At 68.8% G+C, this 22823-nt stretch carries 22 protein-coding genes and 2 pseudogenes; 7 read left to right on the top strand and 17 right to left on the bottom strand.

Annotated features, from left to right (window positions below):
- Window positions 1-119: 119 nt before the first annotated feature.
- From OG389_RS00650 to uppS, 4 genes and pseudogenes are all read right to left on the bottom strand, one after another.
- Window positions 120-1247, bottom strand: coding sequence for a terpene synthase family protein (locus OG389_RS00650; RefSeq protein WP_328296457.1), 1128 nt, complete (start codon window positions 1245-1247; stop codon window positions 120-122).
- A complete protein-coding gene (locus OG389_RS00645) occupies window positions 1171-2325 on the bottom strand; it encodes a Rieske 2Fe-2S domain-containing protein (protein WP_328296456.1) in 1155 nt (384 codons plus the stop codon). The genes OG389_RS00650 and OG389_RS00645 overlap by 77 nt, the downstream gene beginning before the upstream one ends.
- Window positions 2325-3338, bottom strand: a complete 1014-nt coding sequence (locus OG389_RS00640) for a terpene synthase family protein (RefSeq protein ID WP_328296455.1) — start codon at window positions 3336-3338, stop codon at window positions 2325-2327. The genes OG389_RS00645 and OG389_RS00640 overlap by 1 nt, the downstream gene beginning before the upstream one ends.
- Window positions 3335-4072, bottom strand: a pseudogene (gene uppS, locus OG389_RS00635) (polyprenyl diphosphate synthase). Before uppS ends, OG389_RS00640 begins: the two are co-directional and overlap by 4 nt.
- A gap of 1641 nt (window positions 4073-5713) precedes the next feature.
- On the opposite strand from uppS, the gene OG389_RS00630 reads away from it, so the two are divergent.
- Complete coding sequence (locus tag OG389_RS00630) at window positions 5714-6487, top strand: hypothetical protein (protein ID WP_328296454.1); 774 nt, start codon at window positions 5714-5716, stop codon at window positions 6485-6487.
- Between the two features lie 1005 nt (window positions 6488-7492).
- On the opposite strand, the gene OG389_RS00625 is transcribed toward OG389_RS00630, so the two are convergent.
- Entirely contained in the window at window positions 7493-8839 is a 1347-nt protein-coding gene (locus OG389_RS00625; RefSeq protein ID WP_328296452.1) for a M20/M25/M40 family metallo-hydrolase, read from the bottom strand.
- 484 nt (window positions 8840-9323) lie between these two features.
- On the opposite strand from OG389_RS00625, the gene OG389_RS00620 reads away from it, so the two are divergent.
- The gene (locus OG389_RS00620) at window positions 9324-10025 is read left to right on the top strand and encodes a Pr6Pr family membrane protein (protein WP_328296451.1); all 702 of its coding nucleotides are present in this window, start codon (window positions 9324-9326) and stop codon (window positions 10023-10025) included.
- Window positions 10026-10397: 372 nt separating this feature from the next.
- Window positions 10398-10637: a hypothetical protein gene (locus OG389_RS00615; RefSeq protein ID WP_328296450.1), complete on the top strand. Its 240-nt coding sequence runs from the start codon at window positions 10398-10400 to the stop codon at window positions 10635-10637.
- Window positions 10638-10650: 13 nt separating this feature from the next.
- Here the strand turns inward: OG389_RS00615 and OG389_RS36660 are convergent, their stop codons facing one another.
- Together OG389_RS36660 and OG389_RS00610 are read right to left on the bottom strand one after the other, a co-directional pair.
- On the bottom strand, window positions 10651-10770 hold the full coding sequence (locus OG389_RS36660; RefSeq protein WP_443059403.1) for a hypothetical protein: 120 nt from the start codon (window positions 10768-10770) through the stop codon (window positions 10651-10653).
- Between the two features lie 38 nt (window positions 10771-10808).
- Window positions 10809-10985: a hypothetical protein gene (locus OG389_RS00610; protein ID WP_328296449.1), complete on the bottom strand. Its 177-nt coding sequence runs from the start codon at window positions 10983-10985 to the stop codon at window positions 10809-10811.
- A gap of 183 nt (window positions 10986-11168) precedes the next feature.
- Here OG389_RS00610 and OG389_RS00605 point away from each other — a divergent pair, with 183 nt between their 5' ends.
- Together OG389_RS00605 and OG389_RS00600 are read left to right on the top strand one after the other, a co-directional pair.
- Window positions 11169-11549: a nuclear transport factor 2 family protein gene (locus tag OG389_RS00605; RefSeq protein WP_328296448.1), complete on the top strand. Its 381-nt coding sequence runs from the start codon at window positions 11169-11171 to the stop codon at window positions 11547-11549.
- Between the two features lie 524 nt (window positions 11550-12073).
- The gene (locus tag OG389_RS00600) at window positions 12074-12553 is read left to right on the top strand and encodes a hypothetical protein (RefSeq protein WP_328296447.1); all 480 of its coding nucleotides are present in this window, start codon (window positions 12074-12076) and stop codon (window positions 12551-12553) included.
- 649 nt (window positions 12554-13202) lie between these two features.
- On the opposite strand, the gene OG389_RS00595 is transcribed toward OG389_RS00600, so the two are convergent.
- Together OG389_RS00595 and OG389_RS00590 are read right to left on the bottom strand one after the other, a co-directional pair.
- Entirely contained in the window at window positions 13203-13583 is a 381-nt protein-coding gene (locus OG389_RS00595) for a peptidase inhibitor family I36 protein (RefSeq protein WP_328296446.1), read from the bottom strand.
- Between the two features lie 195 nt (window positions 13584-13778).
- Entirely contained in the window at window positions 13779-14342 is a 564-nt protein-coding gene (locus OG389_RS00590; protein ID WP_328296445.1) for a carbohydrate-binding module family 14 protein, read from the bottom strand.
- A 427-nt stretch (window positions 14343-14769) separates the two neighbouring features.
- On the opposite strand from OG389_RS00590, the gene OG389_RS00585 reads away from it, so the two are divergent.
- Complete coding sequence (locus OG389_RS00585; RefSeq protein WP_328296444.1) at window positions 14770-15393, top strand: DUF6000 family protein; 624 nt, start codon at window positions 14770-14772, stop codon at window positions 15391-15393.
- A 619-nt stretch (window positions 15394-16012) separates the two neighbouring features.
- On the opposite strand, the gene OG389_RS00580 is transcribed toward OG389_RS00585, so the two are convergent.
- From OG389_RS00580 to OG389_RS00575, 3 genes and pseudogenes are all read right to left on the bottom strand, one after another.
- On the bottom strand, window positions 16013-16501 hold the full coding sequence (locus OG389_RS00580) for a DDE-type integrase/transposase/recombinase (protein ID WP_328303411.1): 489 nt from the start codon (window positions 16499-16501) through the stop codon (window positions 16013-16015).
- A pseudogene (locus tag OG389_RS36655) lies at window positions 16453-16617 on the bottom strand (IS3 family transposase); the annotation flags it as partial. The gene OG389_RS00580 and the pseudogene OG389_RS36655, both read right to left, overlap by 49 nt.
- 137 nt (window positions 16618-16754) lie before the next feature.
- Window positions 16755-17081, bottom strand: coding sequence for a transposase (locus tag OG389_RS00575; RefSeq protein ID WP_328296443.1), 327 nt, complete (start codon window positions 17079-17081; stop codon window positions 16755-16757).
- 154 nt (window positions 17082-17235) lie between these two features.
- Between OG389_RS00575 and OG389_RS00570 the strand changes: the two genes are divergently transcribed.
- Complete coding sequence (locus tag OG389_RS00570; RefSeq protein WP_328296442.1) at window positions 17236-19089, top strand: CocE/NonD family hydrolase; 1854 nt, start codon at window positions 17236-17238, stop codon at window positions 19087-19089.
- A gap of 104 nt (window positions 19090-19193) precedes the next feature.
- On the opposite strand, the gene OG389_RS00565 is transcribed toward OG389_RS00570, so the two are convergent.
- The 5 genes from OG389_RS00565 to OG389_RS00545 form a co-directional block, all read right to left on the bottom strand.
- Window positions 19194-20597 carry a HAMP domain-containing sensor histidine kinase gene (locus OG389_RS00565; protein WP_328296441.1) on the bottom strand — a complete coding sequence of 468 codons (1404 nt, stop codon included), beginning with the start codon at window positions 20595-20597 and terminating at the stop codon, window positions 19194-19196.
- Window positions 20594-21316 (bottom strand): response regulator transcription factor, encoded by a 723-nt coding sequence (locus OG389_RS00560; RefSeq protein ID WP_328296440.1) that lies wholly within the window; start codon window positions 21314-21316, stop codon window positions 20594-20596. The genes OG389_RS00565 and OG389_RS00560 overlap by 4 nt, the downstream gene beginning before the upstream one ends.
- A gap of 50 nt (window positions 21317-21366) precedes the next feature.
- Entirely contained in the window at window positions 21367-21786 is a 420-nt protein-coding gene (locus OG389_RS00555) for a transposase (protein ID WP_328296439.1), read from the bottom strand.
- The gene (locus OG389_RS00550; RefSeq protein WP_328296438.1) at window positions 21783-22064 is read right to left on the bottom strand and encodes a helix-turn-helix domain-containing protein; all 282 of its coding nucleotides are present in this window, start codon (window positions 22062-22064) and stop codon (window positions 21783-21785) included. The genes OG389_RS00555 and OG389_RS00550 overlap by 4 nt, the downstream gene beginning before the upstream one ends.
- A 129-nt stretch (window positions 22065-22193) precedes the next feature.
- A complete protein-coding gene (locus OG389_RS00545) occupies window positions 22194-22760 on the bottom strand; it encodes a hypothetical protein (protein ID WP_328296437.1) in 567 nt (188 codons plus the stop codon).
- Window positions 22761-22823 lie beyond the last annotated feature (63 nt).

The following is a 22823-nucleotide window of genomic DNA, read 5'->3' as shown; positions in this document are numbered from 1 at the left end:
GCCTGTTGCGTCGAAAGGCCGCGCGGGTGGCGAATAGCGCCCCTACACCAACTGGCGTGCCCGGGATCCACCACTGCCGTGTGACCACCGAGTCCGGAGCCGGTTGCACGGTGGCGGAGTCAGGGGGCGACGGGGCCGGTGGAGGGCGGCTGGCTGGCCTCGGCGGTCTGGATGTGGTTCCACCACCAGGCGATGGAGGGGAGAGCGGGCGGTTCGGGGTTGTCGTCGGCTGGGTGCTCGCGCCAGTCGGCCGTGAATCCGGTGGCGTGGTGGAGTTCGCCGGTTTTCGCGTTCTCGGGGGTGCGGTAGCGGTTGGTTTCCAGGGCCCATTCCATGTGGCCGCGGATGATGTATCCGATGTCGTGGGCGAAGCGGGCGAGGTGGGGGCTGGCGGTGCGGGCGAGGTGGTCTCGGATGCGGACGTAGAGGGCCATCAGCCGATCGCGCAGGGCGATCGCGTCGGTGACGGCGTCGGTGAGCGGGTACCCGCCGTTCTCGTTTCGCAGGACGTCCAGGACGTTGAACTCTCCGATGGCCGCTTCGCGGTGGTGGGAGATGACGTCGTTGTCCAGGGCGCCGATCAGGGGAACGAGGTCGGTGGCGATCAGAGCGAGCGGATTGTTCGCTTCCTCGGGTGTGAGCCGGTAGCCGCCGATGAGGGGGTAGAACGGCACCATCCAGCTGCCGGCGCAGTCGTCGCTGCGCATGAGCAGGTAGTCGTTGAGGCTCGGGATCGTGCGGGTGCGCTGCATGTGGGTCCAGTGGTGGCCGCCGTGGATGAAGCGGCGTGTGCCCTCGGTGACGCGCAGGGCCTGCTCGGTGTCGGCGAGGTCGGCGAGGCGTCGGCGCAGGTCCCACAGGGACTGGCAGTACGGGTCGCTTTCGTGTGGGGGAGGCCCGGGGTGGTCGAGGATCCGGTCCAGGCGCTGGCAGTGGGAGGTGAGTGCGGCGGGGGGCCGTAGGTCCAGGCGGGCATCGCGGGCGTCGTCCCAGGCGTAGGCCCAATAGCAGAAGTCGGAGAACAAGCCCATGTGCTGGGCGGGCTGGCCGGCGTCGGACAGCGGGACCATGGTGGCGGCGACGTGGCCGCTGTTGATCTGGGCGAGCCAGGAGTCGGGTGTGCAGATCCCGTAGTCCACCATCCAGCGGACCGAGTCGGCGTCGAGCTGGTCAGCCGGCGGATGGGGCGTGGCTGGTATCGGGCAGTAGAAGGGGAGCTTGTCGATCGCGGGGGAGAGAGGCGTCATGGGTGTCCTTCTGCTCGTCGGCCGGCTCGTGCTGGTCGGGGTAGAACTGCTGTGCCCAGCGGCGGTAAGCCATGATCGGACCGTCTCCGTCGGCTAGGCGCGGGGCCGGCTGGTAGCGCTTGGTGTGCCAGATGGGGCTGTCGTCGTTGAGGACGAAGCCCGTGGCGGTGGTGCGCAGCCCGATGTCGCACAGGGCCCGCGCGGCGGCGTAGGCCAGGGCCTGACCGAGGCGGTCGGGCAGCCAGCGCGGGGCGGGCAGGCGCAGGCAGGCCGCGAACCGCAGCTGGATCCGCCAGGGCCCCACAATGGTGGGCATGATCCACCCCCGCAGGACGGGCCCGGCCGTCAACTTCATGGATCCGGCCGTGTAACCGAGACCGTGGAGCTCTCCGTCATAGCTGACGGTGATGCCGGCGCGGGGAATGTGGGGGAGCGGGACGCGCATCGTGAAGTTGAGTCCGAGGACGTGCCCGGTGAACGTGTACGGCTCGATCGCCAGGATCGGCGACTTGTGCATGACGGGGAAGTGCCCCTCGTCGACCGTGTTCTCGCCGATCTCCTGCGGGTGGGTGGGCATCTCCACGGTGATGTGCACCAACGGCGAATACCCGGACAGCTCGACCTCGGGGAGCTCCCACGAAGGCGGCCGGCCGTCCCGGTCGTACCAGGCGAAGATGATGCCGCCGTTGATCTCCCGGACCTCCAGCTGCCCCAGACGCGCCTTCGGCGGCCGCTTGCCGTACGAGGTTTGCACGCAAGATCCGTCGGGTCCGTAGGAGAACCGGTGGAAGGGGCAGACGAGGTTCTCCCCCTCCACGCTGCCGCCGACTCCCAGATGGGCGCCCAGGTGAGGGCAGTACGCCTCGACCGCCCGCAACAACCCCTTCCGCGTGCGATAAAGCACGATGTCGCGGTCGACGAGCCTGCGGGTGACGATCTTGCCGGCCTTGACCTCGTCGGAGAAGCCGAGGCAGAACCAGCCTGTCGGATCGGGCAGCGCCGCCGGGAACGCTTCATCGCCAGGCGTGGGACGCAGGTCGGGTTTCGTGTACCAGCGCTGCCGCTTGCGACCGAACATCACAGTCCCTTCGAGGCGTGAGTGGCGGGAGGTTCTGCGGTCTGCGTGTACCGGGAGCTGAGTTCGTGCCAGCGCTGCTCGCCGGCGATGAACGCCTCCATGGCCTGCACGCATCGCCTCACGCCCTCCCGGACCTCCGCTGGCAGCACCTGCTGGCCGGCTTCCGTCTCGAGCTGCTCCTCGAGGGCGGTGAAGGTCTTGGCGAGGTCCTCGATGTGCGCGGCGACCTGCTGTGCGGCCTGGGCGAGGGGGATCGCGTCCCGGTGGTGGGTGAGGAGGACCAGGTTGTGCAGCAGGTCCCCGGCCGCCAGTTCCTTGGGAACGGACGCCAGGTCGTTGACGAGTGAGGTCAGGTCGTTCCACACCTGCCGCATCCGGCGAAAGGCCGGGCTTCGGTACAGGCGGTCCGGGACGGCGAACCCCACCGACAGCTCGACCAGGTCGCAGTAGAGGTAGCTGCCGACGGTGAGCCGGCGCTGCTTGAAGAACTCCTCGACCCCCACCTGCTCCAGGACGCTGTCGTGGTCCTGGGATTCGGCGGCGCAGGCGTGGACGTAGTCGGCGAGGTTGACCGCGAGGTGCCGGCTCCAGTGCGCCGGCATCAGGGGGATGGTGTCCTGCCACAGACCGGCCAGGGCAGCTGCAAGAGGGTGTCGCACCCGCGGTACCTCGCCTGTATCCGCCAGGCTCTCCACCAGGGTGAGCAGCTCGCCCGGTGGGGGCGCGGCCGGTTCGTCGAAGTACCGCTCCACGCAGGCGGTCCAGCCGATCCAGCACGTCAGGAGCAGTCCGGTGGAGGCTTGCGCGTACGGGTAGGCGCGGGCACTGACCTCGCCTAGTCCCACCTGCCGCCAATACGCCTCCGCCTGCCCGCCTCTCACCAGCCCCCGCTGGACCGCCCACCGCAATGCGCCGTCCTCGAACTCCTCGGCATGCGGGCTGCGCAGTGAGGGAAAGGGCAGGACCGGGCGCGGGGGATCGTAAGGGGTGGGAAGCGTGCTGTACGTCGTCACTGCCCGTACCTCCGGGATCGTCGGGTGTAGCTGAGGAGGGCGGCGTCGAAGTCCGCCCGGGTGAAGTCGGGCCAGTTCACGTCGCAGAAGTAGAACTCGCTGTACGCGCTCTGCCAGGGAAGGAACCCGGACAGACGTTGTTCACCCGAGGTCCGGATGATCAGATCCACAGGAGGTTGGCCTGTCAGTGACAGGTGGCCGGCTATCTGGTCACTGGTGAGGCCGTTCACGATGTCCGCGACCGGGGTGCCGCGGCCGGCGTGCTCGGTCAGCAGCGAGCGGACTGCCGAGGTGATGTCCTCATGCCCGTCTTAGGCCACCGCGATGTTGACCGTCATCCCTGACACCGCACCGGTGCGCCGTGCGGCGCCGCGGATCCGGCGCCGCATGCCGTGGCGGAGCAGCTCTGTGTTGCCGAACAGGTTCAGCTGCCAGCGGCCTGTGTCGGCGAGCTCCCCGACGACGTCCGCGATCACCTTCACCAGGGCGCGGACATCGCCGGAATCGCGCCGCAGGTTGTCGGCGGACAGGGGCCACAGCGTGACCACGCTGATCCCCGATTCCTCGCACCAGTTCAGCAGGTCGTGCACACGGTCACCACCGCACCGGTAGGCCACGGCCGTATCGGTGCGATGTGCGCGGGCCCGCCTGCGGTTGCCGTCCACTATCACGGCGACATGGCGCGGCAGCCCGATCCCTGTGCGCGGTGAAGGCGGGCTGTCCACAGCGGGCATGGGAGCGTCGGCGGCAGAGTCGATGGTCATCGGCCCACGCCCACAGAGGTCTTTGTGCCTGGCTCGGGTTCGCTGTGAGCAGGCGGGCGGGAACACTGCATGCACCAGCGAACCGGTGCCGGGGTGACGCTCCCTGATCCGGGTGTTCCCGCCCGTACGACTCCGCCATCACCACTACGGCAGGGGCACACGGGGGGTGCTGGGGAAGCCCGCCGCCGTTCAGCTGGCTGTTGGCGGTCTAACGGCCGGGGTATGACTGACATCCACAAGATCTCCGAGACGACGTGTAGCGAAGGGGCGTCAACGAGCGAGCACGGCGACTGAGGTGTCCGGCCGGACTGGCACATAACAGCACGTCGCAGGCCCCCTGGGCACAGCGCGCATGGCAGGCGCTCGGGCGCACCGCACAGCCGAAGAGCACATGATCGCGATCTCAAACCGCACGTCCGGGTGGTTAGATTCGCCAACCACCCGCGCCTGTGCCCTGGTGGCCACGGCCGGCCGGGATCCTTGAGGGAGGCTCGGCGGCCTTGCCGAGGTACCCGAGGGCACCGTGTCAAACAGGGCTTGCGCTGAGTCCGCGGGCCAACGGCCGGGGAGCGCCCGGTCGCCGTGGCCGCTCGCCCCCGTGGCGGGCGTTCCCGCCAGACACCGCACGCGGACACGACGGTGACGCGGTACCCGGGCGAGGTGGCTGGATCGGGCTCGCTCAGGGGCCCGGAGGCTCTGCAGGGCGCCCACGTAGGTGAGGGGCGGGGTGGCGTGGCGTCAGCTCGTTGTGGTGGTGATCACCGCCGCCACGACTGTGACGGCCGACAGCGCGACCATCCAGCCTCTGGCACTGCCTGCCTGGAACCCTCCGGACTGCAGAGGACCGCAAGCTCGCCGGCGCGAGGGCTACGTAGGTTGTGGCACCGCGGGCATCGCCCGTCGTGCTCGAGGGTGTCCCGCCAGACCTCGCCGTCGAGCGATGCACGCGCGAACAGCATCCCGTCCTCTTCCATGCTGGAACAACGCCCCGGTCAGGGCCGCGTCACTCCCGACGGCAATCCGAGATCCAACCGTTGGCGAACCGCGGGACGGCGAAGCGGGCGTCGGTGTTGGCCGGGATGGTGCCGCCGGGCGAGGTGATCTGTACGTCCACCGCGGCACCTGGCGGCGCCGTGCTGCTGGACCGCGGTGCCCGCCCGTCACTACCCGCCGCCGGGCCGTGGATACCCGGGCACCTGAACCGGACGCCGGCTGTTCCAGAAGCGGGCGGCTACGTGCCGCGAGGACGTTCGCGCAGCGGACGGACCTCGCGTCCACGGCCGAGGTGCTGGCCGTCACCGTCCCCTGGTCGTGGGGCGGGCGCGGAGCTGGCGACGGGGACGCCCGGGGAGGTGGCGTACCCCGCGGACTCTCCGCTGCGGACCGGGATCCGTGTGTCCGGTAAAACGTTGCTTCGGGTGGATGCTGGGAGCCGAACGGGTGGCGGCGGGGACCGGGCCCCGGGGGGTGATGATCACCCTGTGCGTGTAATGGGGCCGCGCACCCGTGACCGCGGGTGGGTGTCCGTCCTACCCGGGGAGCCTCATGTCCGCCTGCCCTTCTGTCCTGAAGCCGACTACGCGCCCGCGGTCCACGGTCCTCGGCCGCCCGGTGTCCGCCGCGGTGCTGGCTGCCGCACTGTTGCTCCCGCTCTGCCTGGTCGGTGTGGGTACCGCGCACGCGGCGCCGGGCCCGGCGGTGACGTGCACGCTCAACGGGACGTCCATCAGCCCGGTGGAGGCGATCACCGGCACCGCCGGCGTCGACAACCTGGAGTGCGCGAACGGCGTTCCTATCGGGCACCCCATCGACCTGCTCGGCGGCGACGACACCGTCACCATCCGCGGCGGAACGGCCAGCGACGTCAGGGGCGGTGACGGCAACGACACCATCAACATCACCGGGGCCGCGGACGCGGGCGACGGCCTGATCGGGAAGATCGTCGTCGACGGCGGAGCCGGCAACGACAAGTTCTCCATCAGCGGAGGCACGGGCCGCATCGGAGCCAACGGCGCCACAGGCGCGCACGGCAGCACCACGGACACCGGAATCGGCGGCCGCGGCGCCGCGGGCGCGGCCGGCGGCAAGGGCGGGACCGGTAACCCGGGCTCCACGGTCATCGCGGGCGCCGGGACCGACACGATCAACGCGTACGGCGGCAAGGGCGGGACCGGCGGCGTCGGAGGCAAGGGCGGCGACAGCGTGGAGGACCGCCCCGGCGGCCTGGCCGGCGGTGCGGGCGCGGCCGGCGAGCGCGGGATCCCTTACAGCAGCGGCGTCTTCACCTACGAGCCCGAGGACACCTTCCACGCCTACTACGGCGGCGCCGGAACCCCCGGCACTGCGGGCGTCCGAGGCGCGAACGGCCCGACCTACACGCCCTGACCTCATTTCCCCGGCCGCCGTACCGCAGGTTGGTTATGGCGGTGAGAGCAACTGCCACCGTTGTAAACGGGATTATGGACAGGGCTTGCAGGTGTCCAGTGTCCACTGGGTGCAATCGGACGCGGCCGGCGCCCGGTGGCAGGTCCCGCGCTCGGACCTCGTGTTCCCCGGCGACGGCCGGCACCTTTTCGCGCGGCCGAGTTCGCCCCGCAGGTAGGTGACCAGCGTCCGCAGCCGGGGGAGGTCGGGCGGCAGGCCGGACACGGTTCAGCTCCCGTGCCGCGCCCGCTGCGGGGCCCGGCACGCCTCGCAGATGGGATTGTCTGGGGTGTCATGGTGTGGGCGGTAGGGATTCACGCAGCTCAGAAGCGGTCGAGTCGACCATCGTGCGTGCAACACCTGTCGTGCATGGGCGCCGCCGCAGAACCTCTCCCCGTAGGTCGTTGTAGGAGGACAGGCCATGAGCAGTGGCACCGCCGTGGAAGACAGTGTGGTCAGGGCCTTCGAGGAGCTGAAGACGCGGAAGGTGAACACGGTCATCTACCGGCTCTGCGACGACCTGAGCACCATCGTCCCGGACTCCAGCGGAACGTGGACGCACGATGAGCGATGGCCTCCCTCACCGCCGCTCCGAGCCTGGCACCACCAGCCTCCCCCGGGCCGACCCCGTGGCGGCGTGACCGGTACGGCCACAAGGCCCTCCCGCGTCAGGCTCCCGGGTGGGCCGGCTTCCGCTGGGCCGCGACCACCAGGACTCTGTACTTCTGGCAGAGAGAGTTCTCGGGCCCGCACCTTCGGCCTGGGCTGCCACTTGGGTCGAAATCGACGCTGTGCTCCGCTCAAACTCCGATGGCGCACACTCAACGTGTGCTGTCACAGGACACACAGTGCCGTGATGGCGGGGCTGTTCAAGCCGTGGGCCCGGGGTTCAGCCGTTCACGCTGAGGCAGCCCGGCCGTCCTGTGGCCGCCAGGCCGGGGGCATGCCGGGAACCAGCGGCAGCTGTCATGTGGAGAGTCTGAGGACCGCGTCGAGCAGGCATTTCCCGCCGAACATCAGGTCGGTGATCCGGGCATGCTCATCAGGTGCGTGGATGAGTCGCATGATGTCCGCGTCGCTCGCGGAGGGAAAGAATCCGACGACCTTCGTGTCGGGGAAGGCACGGGCGTCCGTGGCGGCCGGATTGATGTACGGCAGCACGCGCGCGTCCGGTTCGTGGGCGGCGACGGTGTCGCCCAGAACGCGCAGGAGCTCGGGGGAGTCGTGGCCGGCGTGGCTCACCCTGCCGTGCAGCAGTTCCACCTCGACACGGTCTCCGACGGCCCGCTGGACCTCGGCCGCCCACCGCTCGGGCAGCTCACCCGGCAGCAGCCGCCCGTCCAGCACCACGCTTGCCTGGACGGGCACCACGTTCTGCCGCTGCCCCGCGGACAGCAGGGTGGGTGTGGCGGTGTTGTGCAGTCCGGCGACGACGAACTCCCGCAGGACGGGGTCGATGGGCAGACTGTTCGCCCGGTCCCAGGTGGGGTCCTTCAGCAGCTGCACGATCGCCTCCGCGCCCGGTCCCGGGTGCAGGTCCGCCAGGGTGTAGAGCATGCGCCGCGAGGCCGGATGAAGCGCCGATTCCGGGGCGAACGCACGTAGCCTCAGCAGTGCCTCGGCCAATGTGAAGACCGCCGACTCGGAGCGCGGGACGGAGGCATGGCCGCCCTGCCCATGAGCGGTGACCCGCATCCGGGCGCTGCCCTTCTCGGCCACCTGAACGGTGTAGACGGGACCGCCGGGAGTCATGAAGCGCTGGCCGCCGCCTTCGTTGAACGCGAACTCGGCCTCGACGAGGCTGCGGTGCTTCTCCCACAGCCAGTAGGCGCCCAGCCGGCTGCCGGCTTCCTCGTCGGCGGTGACCACCAGCAGCACATCCCGGTTCAGCCGGATTCGGTGCGCGGCGAGGAGTTGCATGATCAGCAGGCTCGCGGCGATCTGGCCCTTCATGTCGAGGGCTCCACGGCCCCGGACGCGGCCGTCGGCCACCTCGCCCGAGAAGGGCGGACGGCTCCAGCCTCCGGGCTGGGCGCCGACCACGTCGGCGTGACCCAGCAGCATGAGAGGCGGCTCCTGGCCCGAGCCGGGCAGCCGGGCGACGAGGTTGGCGCGTCCGGGCTCGGACTCCAGAACCTCGTGCGTGATACCGGAGCGGGCCAGCTCGCGGGAGAGGTGGCGTGCGACGGCGACTTCATTGCCCGGAGGGTTCGACGTGTCCAGGCGGATCAGCGCCGAAAGGTGACTGACGAGGTGTCGTTCCTGGTCGGCCCAGGAGAAGGGCAGTGCCATCGGATGGGGTGACGTGGACATCTACGCTCCGGAGTTCCTGGTGAAGTGATCAGGACCGCGGCCACGGGTACGGCGTTCCCTCGCCGGCGATGCCGACGAAAGGGTGACGCGGGCGCCACGGACAGGGAGGAGGCCGGCGCGGGTCCGGAGCTGTGCCCACCAGGGGGAAGGCACGGTCATCCGGAGCCTCCGTTGCTTGAGCAGGCACTCATGATGTTACACGTGTAACTTCTCTTGAGGGTGCGATCGCCGGCACCGACCTGAACGGCGCCACTGATGTTGACGCCGCGTGGTCGCGGCGCCGAACCGGGGGTGTGAGGTTGCCGCTCCGGCCGGGCGGCCGACGCGGAAGGCCGCCCGGCCGGACCCGGTCCCCGTCCGGCTTGGGCATGGCCAAGAGCCGCAGTGGACTCTCCAGGGCCGTGGCGGGGCGGGTCGTGCGCGGTACAGCGAAAGACGTGGCGGGGGGCGCCGCAATCCACGCCATATCAACGAATATCATCTGATGATGGAAATGAAATGGTCGCGGGTCTGGTTCGCTATGACCGCGGCATGCGTCGTCATCGGTGTGGTCATACAGGTGGTTTTGTCCTGGCAGAACCACATGCCGGTGGTTGCCGGGACCGGAGAGCTCTTCCAGAGGTTCGGCGGGAGTCCCCTTGGCCGCGCGCTGAATGTCTTCTCGTTTTTCACCGTCCAGTCGGACCTGATCGTCGGGGCCACAAGCCTGCTGCTGGCCCTCAACCCCAACCGGAGTTCGACCGTGTTCCGGGTGTTCAGGCTGGCCGGTCTGGTCGGGATCACGGTCACCGGGATCGTCTTCCACGTCGCTCTCGGCGGCCTGCTCGAGTTGGACACGTGGGCGATGGCCGCCGACCGGCTGCTGCATTTCGTGGTGCCGATCATGGCGGTCGTGGGGTGGGTGGCGTTCGGCCCGCGCGGCCTGACCTCGTCGCGGGTCGTGAAGCTGACCGTGCTCTTCCCGCTCGCCTACATGCTCTTCACCGTCATCCGGGGCCCGCTCGCCTCCGACTGGTACCCGTACCCGTTCGCCAACGTGCATGCCCTGGGATACCTGCGGGTCCTCATCAACGGCCTGTGGATCGGGCTCCTGTTCGTCGCCGTGGCGGCCTCGGCGGCCTGGCTCGACAAACGCCTGCCCACCAAGCAGACCGCTCCGCCCTCGACCACGGACCTCACGCTCTAACAACGGACGAAGTCGCTGGTTTCTGGTCCTGCCGCGTCAGCGGCAGGACCAGACGTGTTTCCATCGCCGGATTCAGGAACGAGTTCTGGCGCCATGTACGCAGACGGCTGCCATCCGCCCGGCTCTGCCTCTGGGCGCTGCGTCCGGCAGGTACTCACCACCTCCAGCAGGTTGCTGATGGTGCTGCGGGCCTATCCGCTGCGTTCGGCGATCCCGCTGTACCGATGTTCCCCGTGGCCGGTAGCCGACGGAGGCGCCCGGCCCCGGAGCTGCCGGTTGCCCTCGACATGCCGGGCAAGGTCGAGCTGAACGACGTTGAGCGGGCCGCGTTCGACCAGGGCGTTGACCGTACGGCGCGGGCAGGGCTACACCATGCGCGGCACCGCCGTGCCCGCGATCCCCACCGCCGACTTTTTCGACCACGGCCGGCCCCTCGACGGCACCGCAGCGATCCCGGCCCGGCGCAAGGCCGCCGCGAGCATGAGATCCGCGTCAGCGCCCAATGTGCAGCTACAACCGGACCATGATCAATCTCGGGACCCCACCGTTCATTACCTCCCTACGAAGCAGGCCACGAAGAAGGCGGCCAGCGGCAAAATCCGCAGTGCCTGAGTACGGGACTGGGTCAGTCGGACTGATCCTCGTGGGTGCCGGTGAGTTCGAGGACCTTGGTGACTTGCCGATTGGGGGCCTGCAGGTTGATGCGCCGGCTGTGTTCCTCGGCGGTGAGGCGGGCTTGGAGGATGGCGGTGAGGCCGGAGGAGTCGCAGAACGTGAGTTCGATCAGGCCGAGGCGACTTCGCGAGGACAGTCGGGCTGGGCGATGAGGGTGCGCAGGGCTTCGTAGAGCAGCGCCGCCCGGTCGATGTCCATTTCACCGCCGAGGCGGACGATCACTTGCTGCTCGTGCTTCTCCACCTCTACGGGCGGAGCGGGGTCCTGCGCGTCTTCCGTTCGCACAGGCCAGAAGGATGACAGGGCCGGTGACGAGGTTGTTCCTGGTCAGCCGGGGTCGAGCTGGTGGTGGGCGGCGTTGATGCAGCGGCGGGCCGCGCGGGGCGGCCGCGGTTTCCTCGTCAGGGTCGACCACCTGCTCGATGTACTCGCGGTGCTGTACCTGGCGCCCGACCCTACGGTGGCAGCATGAGCGACCCGGAGAAGAACAAGGCCACGGCGCAGGCCTTCTACGACCTGATGTTCAACCAGTGCCGCCCCGCCGAGGCCATCGACCAGTACGCCGGCGACACCTACATCCAGCACAATCCACACGTCGGCGACGGCAAGCAGCCGTTCATCGACTACTTCGAACGCATGGCCGACGAATACCCCGGCAAGCGGGTGGAGGTCAAGCGCGCCTTCGCCGACGGCGACCACGTGATCCTGCACTGCCACCAAACCTGGCCCGACGAGGAGTACGCCGGCATCGACATCTTCCGTTTCGACGTCGGCGGCAAGATCGTCGAACACTGGGACGTCCTCCAGGTGATTCCGCCCTCCTCCAAGAACGACAACACCATGTTCTAGCCCTCGCCCGGCGCGCGACCATCGACGGCCGCCCCACAGGTAGGCAGAGTGCCGGCCGACCGCATCAGTCGTCGCGGTGAGTAGCGCTGGGTTTGAACACCTCTCCACCAGTGCAAAGCGACACCACCGAAGCGATCACCGGCGCCATCACCGGCATCCGGCGCGCCCGGGCGTGGTCCACGGTCCCTGGGCGTCGCCGCATGCTGCCGGGAAGGCAACCGCACAGGGCCGGCGCCGGCCGGCCCTACCGCGCCGGCCAGCGCGCTCAACTCGTCCCGGGGCAGCAGGTTCCTTGCCAGGCGAAGAGCGGCCAGGTCACTGTCGATCTCGGTGACCGGGAGCTTCCTTGACCGTTGCAGTCTTCATGAGGGTCACTATTGGCCGGCCGGCGCTGGGCTGCGTCCTCGGCGCCACCGTCTTGACGTTGTGTACTGCGACCGGCGCACCCGCGGCAGCCCCGGCACGGCTTGCGTGTCTACAGCAGCCCTGTACTGGCCCCAGGCACTCACACTCTCAAGGTACGGGTGACCGGCACCAAGAATTCCGCATCAGCTGGGGTATACGTCCCGGCTGACCGGGTGGACATCACCGAACCAGGCAGGACCAAACTCAACGACTACACCACAGGTACCGGAACCAACCAGTTCGAATTCGTGGGTGCGTGGAGCAAAGGCGCCCAGGACGACGCCTGGCAGAAGGACAACCACTGGTCCGGAACCGCCGCCACTGACTACTACCAGGTGCGGTTCAAAGGGACCAAGGCCAACCTGTACGGCGCCATGGCACCCAACCACGGCATCGCAGCCGTCTCCATCGACGGCGGCCCGGAGACCAACGTCGACTTCTACGCACCAACCCGCATGGACAACATCCTGGCTTGGAGCAGCCCTGTCCTCGGCGCAGGTTCCCACACGCTGAAGGTACGTGCCACTGGGAATAAGAACAACAGCACAACATCACCGGGTGGCTACATCCCTGGCGACAGGGTGGACGTGTTCCCGTAACGCCGTTCGCCCCAGCGGTGCTGGTGGCACGGCAAAGGGGATTCGCCGTCCTGCCGCGCCGTTGGACCGGTCGAGCGGACTCTGGGTTGGCTCATGAACCACCGCCGGCTCGCCCCCCGATGGGCGGACACTGCGCCTAACTGACCCTCCAGCGAAGCCTCCGCCCCCGAATGTGGCCACCCGACTCGCCACATCAGGGACGGAGGCTTCGTCGTTCCCCGAACACCACCCACACTGCTGGAACAGGGGAACGAGGTCCCGCGCCGGGCTGCGGCCCAATGCCGGGACCATGCTGTGCCCGGTCGCCGGCCGCCACGGCAGCACCCGCCGGCGCAGGGACATGGCCGGGTTCTGCCGACTTCCACCCCTGTGGGGCTGAGTGAGTCGTGTAGAGCGGGTGGTGTTCGCCCCGGTGAGCGCCACCCGGGCCGGCCCCATGGCCCCGCCCGTCCCAGGTAGCTCCGGGGTCTGACCCAGCTCGGGCCGCCTTGACCCACGCCCTGCCGGAACCACAACCAGCCTGGTGCCGACCTAAGTCGGCGACTGGCGGGCGGCGCCGGTCTGCCCAGGACATTCGCCCTCGGGCTGCCCCTCACTCCTTGGCTGCGGGAGAGTCACTCTCGCGTTGCGAGCGGCAGTCCGCGCGAGGTCACGTCGGAACTGTGGCGTCCACTTCGGCGAACCTGACCGAACTGATCACATTCGCGAAGGGCCTCTTGTGGGGATGGTCGTTGGTTCCCTCGGAATGGACTTCCCTGCTCTTGCGCAGGTCGCGGATCGGAGCGCCGCCAAGGGGGATGTAGTCACCCCGGTAGTTCTCGTCCTCATAGGCCATGACGAAATACTTGGAACTGGTCCTCACGTACAAGGAAGCCGCATTGTTGTCGGCGTTCTTGTACTCGCTCAGCTTCGTCACGCTGCCCGAGACAGCCCAGATGAGACCCTTTGGATGACCCGCGTCATAGCTCGGGTAGGCGTACAGGCACACGGAGTCGGTGGGGCAGATGCCGGTCCCCTCCCCAGTGAGCACCTTCAGGGGCCCTGGTGTTCGCCGCCGCGCCTGCCCACGCGGACGCGATCGGCCACGGAACCAGTAGGCCGTGGCCCCGCTTGAGCGCAGCGCCGTGACGCCGCCGAGCTGGCACTGAGCCGGTACAGCGCTGCGCCCAAGTAGGCCGGGTGGAACAGGCCGCCGGACCCGGGCCTCCCGCCGCTGGGCCCGGGGTTACAGCAGGACGATGGTGCCCTTGCCGGTGGAGCCGGCCAGTGTCTGGCCACCGTCGCTGGTGTTGCCGGTGTAGGTGGCGGTGTAGCCGCGCAGCAGCTGGTCCACGGTCGACAGCAGTCCGCCCGCGTCGCAGGCCGCGCGTCCGGAGTAGTCGGTGTGGGCGGTGCACAGGACCTTGCCACTGGCGCTGGTGAACGTCACCAGGGCGTTGGGCACTGCGAGACCGTCCCAGGTGACGGTGGCGTTCAGGTTGCTCACGCCCAGCGGGAGCACGCTCAGCTGCGCGGTGCCGGCCTTCACCGCGGTGGCCGCGAGCTCAATCTTGTGCGGCCAGTCGCAGACCTGTGTGCTGGGGTCGAAGAGCGTCGTCTCCGGGCACGTCTTGACGACCGGAAGGTGCCCCGGTTGGCACTGGTGGAAGCTGGCGGGTTCCGTACCGTCGGGGATCAGACGGAAGACCTGGCAGGGGGGCTCGGCGGCCGGGGCTGCCTGGGCCGGTACCGCGAAGCCCGCCACAGCCACCACCATGGTGCCCAGGGCCACCGCGAGACGACGAAGCATCAGAATCCTCCAAAAGTTGATCATTGACGGCCTCGACGCTACGGACCGGTTCGATCTGCGGCCAGAAGGCTTTCGGCCAGCTGGTTGGCTGGCTGGCCTGGTACGGGACGCGGTGACGTGCCCCGCGTTAGCCGGCACGATGCCGCCGAGGTCCGCCCCGCTCCACGTACCGGCGCCCCAGGGCCGGGGCTGTCCGCGGTGAGACAGTGGCTGGACTCGGCGCGAACGGAGCGGGTGGTCGTCATGGGGTCAGCAGCTCCGTGGTGGTCACCGCGCGCCGCTTGCGGCGCGCGAGTTCTTCGAGGAGGGGTGGGGCCGTAGGTGCGGAGCTTGGTGGCGGTGGCGGGTTCTCTGAACTAGCGATCGCTACCCGGGGGCTCTGGGTAAACCCCTGGCAGCTGGGTCTTCGCCGGGCAAAGATGCAGCCATGCGCTGTGCCAGCACCGACCCCGAACTCATGGACCTGATCCGACGATTCGTCACGCCTGGCCGACGGTACATGCGGTTGGGCGGACACTCACTGCGGTTGAGCGGACCTGAGCGCGACCTGTTCGTGAGGGAGCTGGTCCAGGCTGCCGGGGAGATCACTCCCACGGAACTCAGCATCCTTTTGGAGGGCGGGTGGCGAGAGCGCACGACGGCCTCCTGGCTGGTTGCCGTGTCCGGGAGGACCGATTTCCGGAGCCGCATCGGCGAACTGCTGCTGGCCAGCGGAGGCCCCTACCAAGGGTCTCTCTGCATCGCTCTCGCCACCTTCGGCACCAGCTCGGACGCCGTTCTGCTCTGCAAATACCTTGATCGCTACCTGCCTGAACCCGGCCCCCGCTGGGACCAGACCGAGGCTCTCAGCACACTGCTTCATCTCGATGCCGTCCTTGGGACCGAGCGGGCAGCTCCATACCTTGCGGCCGGTGGACTTTGGCAGCAGTGGACTGCTGCCACGCCGAACACGGTGCGGGATCCGCAGGAGTACCAGCAGGTCGTGGGCCAGCTCTGTTCCTTTGCAGGCGAGTGCGCTGAACTCTTTGCCAGAACGGAAACCAGGCGCTGAGTCTGTCGATCTGACCGCCGGACGCCGACTGCTTCGGACCCCTCGGTACAGTCTGGGCGATGACAGGAAACCAGGGCCGCCTGCCAAAGATCGACCAGGATGGTGGCATCGATGACGTGACACTCCTCATCCTGAATGGCTGGGTGAGCAGGGCGTGAACGCCATGATCAGAGTGGACGCCGAGAGGGCGGACGACAACGCGCCGGCGTGGACGTTCGCTGCCAGCGGGGGTCCCTTGGAGCAGGGCATGCGTGCTGACGGGAGGACCGTGCCCTGTCCCAGCTGCGCGAGGCCGGGCTGTCGGTTCCGTTTTGATCTTCGTCTTCGCTCGCCCCTGATTCGATGATGACGTTGCTTTCGGGGTCCCAGCGGTTCCTCCGGACCGGCTGAACCCAGGCATTCCGAGCTGGACCGTAGCCGACTTCCTCTCAGTCAGTGCGTAGACCTGGGCGAGCTTGTCTTCGGCGCCGGCCAAGCGGACGCGGAGACCTTCGATCTCGCCGAGCCAGCCACCGTGTTCGGCTTCGGCGATGCGGGCGACGAGGTTGTCGCGGATCTCCTCCAGTCGGCCGCGCTGGGCCGGGTCCGGCCGGAGGAGCGAGTAACGAATGCAAGCGTGTTAAGGCCACGGTGATGAGGTGTGCGGCTCGGTCCGGGGGCGCAGTGCGTCGCCGACGGAGTGGATGCTCGCCGCGAGGCCGGCGGAGTCCAGGTGCTCGGCGAGCCGGAAACTCGTGTATTGCGACCCGGCGTCCGAGTGGTGGATAAACTCGCCTCGAATGTAGGGGTGTTGGTCGCGGTCGCGCTGCCGCAGGGCCATCTCCAGAGCGTCCAGGACGAGCTGGGTCTCCTTCGATGTGGAGGCGGACCAGCCGATGATCCGGCGCGAGAAGGCATCCACGACGAAGGCGACGTAGACCGTGCCGGCCCAGGTCGCGACGTGCGTGAAGTCAGCGACCCAAGTGCGGTTCGGGGCATCGGCGACGAAGTCGCGCTCAAGCGGTCGGGCGCCCGCGACGCGGCCGGGTCCGGGATCGTCGTGATGACCTTCTTGCCGCGGACTGCGCCGGCGATACCGCTCTCGCGCATCAGGCGTTCGACGGTGCAGCGGGCCACGGTGTGTCCCTGTCGATTCAGCTCTCGCCAGACTTTCCGGGCTCCGTAGACGCGGTAGTTGTTCTCGAACACCTCGTGGATCAGGGGCTTGAGTTCGGAGTCCCGCACCGTTCGCGGTGAGGGTGAATCGAGTCGTTTTTTGTGGGCGTAGTAGGTGGAAGGGGCGATCTCGCAGTCGTGCTCGGTGAGCGTTGCGCAGATCGGCTCGACGCCGCCGAAGCGGTCCCGGTGCTCGTCGATGAACGCTACGAGCGAAGATGTGGCCGGTCGAGCTCGGCCGCGAAGAAACTCGCCGCGGCCTTCAGGATTTCATTCGCTCGCTTCAGCTCGGCGATCTCCTTCTTCATCGCCTTGACCTGAGCGGATTCCTCGCTGGTCACGCCGGGGCGGGCGCCGGAGTCGATCTGGTCCTGACGTACCCACTTGCGCAGCGTCTCGGTCGAGCCGATGCCGAGCTTCCCGGCCACGGCCTTGATCGCGGCCGACTCGTTCGGGTAGTCACCGCAGACCTCGGCGACCATACAGACCGCTCGTTTACGCAGCTCAAGGGGATAGGAGGAGGGGCGTGCCATGACTCGATCCTTCCATGAAGTCGAGTCTCTATCGAACACGGAACGGTTCAGTCAGACCCTCTCTAGGGTTGTTTCTGATGAACACTTAGGTCGAGGGCTGGCTGCGGCGCTAGCGTGAAAATGTAGGTTCCTGTGCCGTAGTGGGGAATGAACTATGAGTGATGGCTACATGCTTCCCGTGAAGGGGGCTGCTGCTGTGCTGAGCGGGCTCCTGAGCCGTGTCTGGCGGCTTCCGCCGAAGCGAAACCGGGTGCAGGTTGCCCGGAATCTACCCGTGCTCATGCGTGACGGTGTTGTCCTTCTCGTTGACCATCACGCGCCGGTCAATGGCCAGTCACAGCCCACAATCTTGATCCGGACCCCGTACGGGCGTGGGACTCTGCACCGGGCATGGCTGGCATTGCCTTATGCGGAACGCGGTTACCACGTGGTCCTGCAGTCCACGCGCGGCACTCACGGATCTGGGGGCACCTGGGACCCGTTCCGCCACGAGGCCGAAGACGGTCAGGACACCATGGCCTGGTTGCGTGAACAGCCATGGTTCGACGGTCGGCTGGCCGCCATCGGCGTCAGCTATCTGGGCTACGGGGCCTTGAGCCTGGCTACGGATCCGCCGCCGGAATTGAAAGCCATGGCTATTGCCGCCGCACCGCACGACCTGCACGCGACCACATACGGCACGGGCACATTCCGGCTGCGCGACATGCTCGGATGGAGCGAGATCCTGGCCTCCCAGGAGGAGATCGGTCTCCTCAGACTCCTGATCCGCGCGGTGCGGTCGGAGACGAGACTCGCGCCTGCCATGAACGAACTACCGCTTACCCGGTCGGCTCAAGCGGCCGGGGGCGGCGCTGCGCCCTGGTATCCGCAGTGGCTTGCCCACCCCGGACGCGCGCACCCGTACTGGGACGACCGTACCGCCGTGCAGGCTCTGGCCCGCGCTGAGGTACCTGTTCTACTGACCGGGGGATTCCACGATTTCTTCCTCGACCAGACCTTGGCGCAGTATCACGCCCTTCGCGACCGAAATACCACCGTCGCCCTCACTCTTGGCCCCTGGACTCACATGAGTCTCGACCAGAGGATCATCGTTCCAGAAACTCTGGCCTGGCTTGACCATCACCTAGCCGGCGACGGTCCCGCTCCGCGGGAACAGCCGGTGCGTTTGTGGAACACGGGCACCAAGACCTGGCATTTCCTGAACGAGTGGCCGCCCAGCCACGCCACAACCCACACTCTGTACCTTCACACCGGCGGTCACCTCAAACCCCACAGGCCAGATTCCACCACCGGCTCATTCACCCCGTTCCTTCATGATCCCGGTCACCCGACCCCCTCCGTCGGCGGTCGCATCCTCGCCTTCGGTGCTGGCAGCAAAGACAACAAGGGCATTGAGGCACGTGCTGACGTCCTCACCTTCACCACGGATCCCCTGACCCAGCCGCTGACCGCGACCGGCAACGCCACCACCGCGATCTACGCCGCCTCCGACAACCCCCACGCCGACCTCTTCGTCCGCCTCTGCGACGTCGACCCTCAAGGCCGCTCATACAATCTGACGGATCAGATCGTGCGCCCGCCAGCGGCCAGCCCAGGCGAGATCCGCACCCTGCACATCCCATTGCCCGGGCTGTCACACACCTTCCGGACAGGCCACCGCGTCCGCCTCCAGGTATCAGCGGCCGCGCACCCCCGCTTCGCCCGCAACCCCGGAACCCCCGGCCCAGCAGAACAGGCGACCACGACAGCACCCGCAACATGGAAAATCCACCACACCGCCGAGCACGCCTCCGCCCTCACACTGCCCACCACTCCTGTCGCGACTGAGAGCGACGGCTTCAAGAGCCTCAGGGAAGGCCAGGCCGTCTCCTATGTGCCGGAGCGAGGCGCGAAAGGCATGCAGGCCGCACAAGGTCCGGCCCGAGTAGTCCTTCCGGATCGTCCAGACAACGCCTCCGGGCTCGCCGATCCACCGCGTGAGGGCGGCCAGCAGGGACCGCGACCGTGACCGACCCCCGTACCCAGCCTTCCTCGCGATGATCGGCTACGAGCAGGGCCGCTCCATCGCCGCTGCCATCGCCGGTGACCTCGAGGGTGCCGAGCGCGTCGAACTCACGCTCCGCGAGATCGGAGTCTGCGGTGGCGGGAGATGCGGGAGCGGTGTCCGGACGGGGCGGGTGGGGCCAGGGTGAACGTCACCGTGATGTGCGCACCTCCGAGCGGTCCCCGGGTGATGCGCATGGTGCCGCCCGTCGCGCTCGCGGCCCGTTGCGCGATGTCGAGCCCCAGTCCGGTGGAACCGGTGCTGCTGCCGCGGGAGGGGGCCCGGTCCGGATCCGGGATGCCCGGTCCGCCGTCCTCCACGACCAGTTCCACGGCTTGGGCCGTGCGCACGACGCGGACGCCGAATGGTGCCCCGGCGGGGGTGTGGCGGAACACGTTCCCGATGAGCGCGTCCACCACGGCGGCGACGTCGTCGTCGGAGAGGGCGACGGCCGTCGGCTCCTGGGTGAGGTCGAGGCAGCAGGACCGGCCCTGCTGCCCCGCCAGGACTGTCCAGAAGGCGGTCCGGCGGCGAACGACTTCGGCCGCCTCGCAGCGGGGGCCGGACAACCCCGCCCCGCCCGCCGGCCGCCCGGAGACCGGCTCCCCACCGAGCATGCCCTGGCCCATGGGGCCCACGGCGAGCGGAGTGCGCGCCGTGGCGATGATGGCCTCGAGTTCCGCCTCCAGCTCGCTGACCGCCGCCTCGACCCTGGCCGACTCCGGCGTGCCCGCCATGCGCTCCGACGCCAGGTGGAGGGCGGTCAGCGGGGTGCGCAGCCGGTGCGAGAGGTCGGCGACGAGTTCGCGTTCGACGGCGAGCAGCTCGGTCATCCGGTGGGCCATCGCGTTGAAGGCGACACCCGCGTCCCGCAGCTCTGTGGGGCCCATGGGCTCCACGCGGGTGTCCAGGTCGCCCTGGCCGAGCGCGCGGGACGCCTGCGCGAGTCTCCTGGAGGAGCGGACGACCTTCGAGCCGAGCCGGTCGGCGACCAGGACGGAGCCGGCGATCAGCCCCACCGCGAGGAAGGCCATCACCGCCCACGACTCCTTCACCCCGCGGGTGAGCTCCGCCTCGGGCACGAAGTTCTCGATGACGGCCACCTCGTCACCCGGCAGCACGACCGGCTGCAGGCAGATCCAACCGTCCGGGACCTCCTGCGAGATCGACTCGCGTCCCCGCTGCGCCCGTTCGAGCAGGACCGCGGGGGCCCTGGACGTACCCAGGGCTCCCGACCCCGGTAGGTGGACGACCAGGTGATCCGAGGCGTCCAGGCTCGCCGCGGACTCCCGCAGGGCGTCCGGATCCGTGGTCAGGGTGAGGACCGGGGCCAGGGCGGCGGCCCGCTGTTCGGCGGCGGTGACGCCCTGCTCCTTGACCAGCGACATCACCAGGGCGGCCAACGGTATGAGGAAGGAGAGGGCGACCATGGAGGTCACGGCGAGCGCCACTCCGGCCAGTGAGCGCCTCAACGCGGTGCCACCAGCTTTATGCCGACGCCGCGGACGGTCAGCAGGTAGCGCGGGGCCGCCGCGCGTTCGCCGAGCTTGCGGCGCAGCGACGACAGGTGCACGTCGACCGTCTGGTCGTCCACGTACGGCTCGCGCCAGACCTCGGTCAGCAGCCGCCGTTTGGAGACGACCTGGCCCGTGTGATGGGCGAGGAACGCCAGCAGGTCGAACTCCCGGCGGGTGAGGCGCAGCTCCCGTCCGGCCAGGTACGCGGTGCGCGCGCCCGGGTCCACCGCCAGTTCGCCCACGGTGGCGGGGCGCAGCGGTTCCGCGGCCGAGGGCACCGCCGCCCCGGCCGCGCCGCCGCCGGGCGGCGCGCTGCTGGTGCGCCGCAGGACGGCGGAGAGACGGGCGAGGAGCTGCCCGCCGGAGAAGGGTTTGACCAGGTAGTCGTCGGCGCCCGCGTTCAGCAGGTTGATGATCTCCGCCTCGTCGTCACGGGCGGTGGCCACCAGCACCGGCACGGAGGAGATCCCGCGAATCATGCGCAGGGCGTCCCCTCCGTCGAGATCGGGCAGCCCCAGGTCGAGGACCACCGCGTCGACGGGCGACTGCGTGACCTCGCGCAACGCGCCGAACCCGTCGGCTGCGCTGCGTACGGCATACCCGTGCTCCGTCAGGACCTCGATCAGGGACTGGCGGATGCTGGGATCGTCTTCCACGACCAGGACGCTCGGCATGCGGACACCTTAGGGGCTCGGCGGGCCGAGAGTGCGGACAGATCACGACCTCAGCGGGCTCGGCAAGATCCGGAGGCGACGGTCGCCGATCCAGTGCTGGGCTCCTTAAGGGCGGTAGACATAGCGGCGTCGTAGTTGAGCCAGCACGCGCCGACGGGTATGAATACGTGCTTGATCCTGGGGCGGTCTTCCAGCCAGGTCCGGGTCGAGAGGCTGTTGTGGGAGGACAGATTGTCCGTGATCACACAGATGTCCCCGATGGGGTTGGCGACCTCGAGTTTCTGTAAAAACTGCTGGTGGAACACGCTGTTACGGGAGGTGGCGGTCATGGTGACCTGCCGTCCGTCCCTCACGCGCAGGCCGCCGTAGACCCAGGTTTTCTCCGGACCGCGGCTGTAGTCGAGCTCTGCTTTGATGCGACGGCCGTTAGGCGACCAGCCTGGTGCCGGCGGGAAAGTACGCGGGATCACCGTCCCGAGCTCGTCGGCACAGACGACTGTCGCACCGTCGGGCGGGTCGGTGTAGTGGCCGATGATCCGCGTTCTTTTCCCTCGAAGTCATGGTCCTGCGACCTCACCCACGAACGGGTACAACGCCAGCGCACACCCTCGGCCAGCAGGATCCGACGGCTGCGACCTTCCCAGCGGTGGAGCCACCACCGCACCGTCTTCGCGTGACAGCCGAGCTCCGCCGCGATCGCTGCCACCCGTAGACCGTCCCAGCTCAGAGCGATGATCCGTGCTCTCACCACCAGATCGGCCGGTGCCTTTGCTCATCCGGCCCTGAAGCAGCCGGGGCACTCAGCAATACCGGCACAGCCCCACCCCCTGAAACCATCCAAAAGGATCTATATACCCGCAACTTGAGGAGGCGAGCACTAGGGCGCGACGAACGTCGGGCCGTCGTCCGTGACGCGCAGGCGTACGGGGTGGTCGGACACCGGGATGGTGCAGCCGTCCCGCGTACTGCAGCTCGCGTAGCCGAGCAGTACGGTCGCCTCCCCGCTGCCGGAGGCGCGGACGGCCAGCGTCGTGGTGACCGGGCCGTCCGGGTAGACGGGGACGGGGGCGTCGACCCCGGGCACCTCGATCGACCGTACCGCCGCGCCGGCCCGCAGTTTGCCCTCCGCGCCGAGGGCGCCGGTGACGGTCACCGTGGTCGGCCGGCCCACACCCTCGATGCCGGTGGGCGGCAGATCGGTGCTGTAGAGGTGGAATCCCTCGGCCTCGGGCGTGAAGACCGTGGTGATGGTTCCCTGCGAGGCGTGCCACCGGGACACCGAGAGCGTGACGGTGACCCCGTTCTCGGAGAAGTGCGTCGTGGGCGCGGGACCGCCGGACGCCCCGGAGGGTTCGCCGCCGCAGGCCAGTAGCGTGGCCAGGGGGACGAGGGCGGCCGCGATGCGGGCCCTGCGGGAGCGCCTCGCCCGGATGGAAACGTTCATGTGTGTGCCTCTGCGTCGTGAGTCGCGTCGTGAGTGCTGTGCGTGCCGGATCGGTTGGCGGGC

This window comes from Streptomyces sp. NBC_00435, from assembly GCF_036014235.1.
Taxonomy (GTDB): domain Bacteria; phylum Actinomycetota; class Actinomycetes; order Streptomycetales; family Streptomycetaceae; genus Streptomyces.
This window is presented reverse-complemented; position numbering and strand designations above follow the sequence as displayed.